This window comes from Ralstonia sp. 110700041-2, assembly GCF_056280165.1.
In genome coordinates, this window is the sequence record NZ_JBSFAI010000036.1 from 1 (window position 1) to 1,315 (window position 1,315).

1 pseudogene is annotated in these 1,315 nt (G+C 61.7%); it reads right to left on the reverse strand.

The features are described 5' to 3' along the window. Positions 1-1,260 (reverse strand): annotated as a pseudogene (locus ACUXH0_RS26380) (IS3 family transposase); the annotation flags it as partial. Positions 1,261-1,315: the final 55 nt, after the last annotated feature.

Consider the following 1,315-nt stretch of genomic DNA (forward strand, 5'->3'; position numbering starts at 1 on the left):
TGTCAAGTCCTGCCATAGGTTGACACTGTGCTCAGTCTCCGAGCGCCCGATGCACCGCATCGGGCGTTTTGTATTTCAAGGCCAGATGAGGCCGTTCGTGGTTGTAGATATGCACGGCCTGCGCCACCATGCGTGCGGCCTGCTCTAGGTCGGCGGGGCGCTTGAGCAGCAACTCCCCTTTGAGGATGCCGTTGACCCGTTCGGCCAGGGCATTCTGGTAGCAGTCGTAGCCATCGGTCATGGAGCACGTGATGCCGTGCCGCTGATGGATGCGCTGGTACTCGGCTGAACAGTATTGGATGCCCCGATCCGAGTGATGAACCAGAGGCTGTCGCGTATGGCGCGTCTTCAGCGCCATCTTCAACGCCTGGGCGACCGACTCGGCATGCAGGCTGTCATGCACGCGGTAGCCCACGATCTTGCGCGAGTAGGCGTCAGTCACCAGACTCAGGTACGCACAGCGCTGGGCGGTCGGCAGATAGGTAATGTCGGCCACCCAGACCTGCTCCGGCCCGGTGGGGATGACCTGGTTCGGGCCGTCCTTGAGCAGATTGGGATGGCGCCGGAAGCGATGATGACTGTGTGTGGTCTTGTGATACGCCCGCTGCGGCACGACCAGCAGCCGGGCTGCACGCAGGATATCGAACAGGCGATCCCGGCCAACCTGGATGCCTGCCTCGGCCAGCGGCGTGCGCAGCACGTGCTGGAGCTTGCGCGTACCCAAGCGCGGCTGGCGCAGCCGTAAGTGGTTGACCAACGCACAGACCTTGGCCTCACGCGCGATTTGCCGTGTCTCGCTTTGCTGGCGTTTGTAGTACGCTTGGCGGCTGATGCCAATGTCGCGGCAGGCCCTGCCCACACTCAGCCCTTGGACGAGCTTTTGCGTGAGGACCTGCCCGAAGGCTTTTTTACGACGCGCGCCCCATGCTCTTTCTGGATCACGTCGATCACCGCCTCGAACAGGCGTGCCTTCTCTTGGGCCTCCCGCAACTGCACTTCCAATTCCTTGATGCGCTGCTCAGGCGTGAGCGGCTTGCGCTGGCTGGTTTGATTTCCCATCGTGGTTTTGGCCGCCGCCGAGGCGCTCCAGTCCTGTCGTCCGTGCTTGCGCAACCATACCAGCACCGTCGAGCGACCCTGAATGCCATAGCGTCGCTGCGCCTCTTTGTAGGTCAGCTCGCCTTTTTCCACCTGCTCAACCACTGCCAACTTAAAAGCCAGCGTGTAGTCCCTCTGCGTTCGCTTCTTCTGCCCGTCCATCTTGACCCTCACTCCCTGGCGGGGAAAAAGTGTCAACCTTATTCAGGACGGGTCA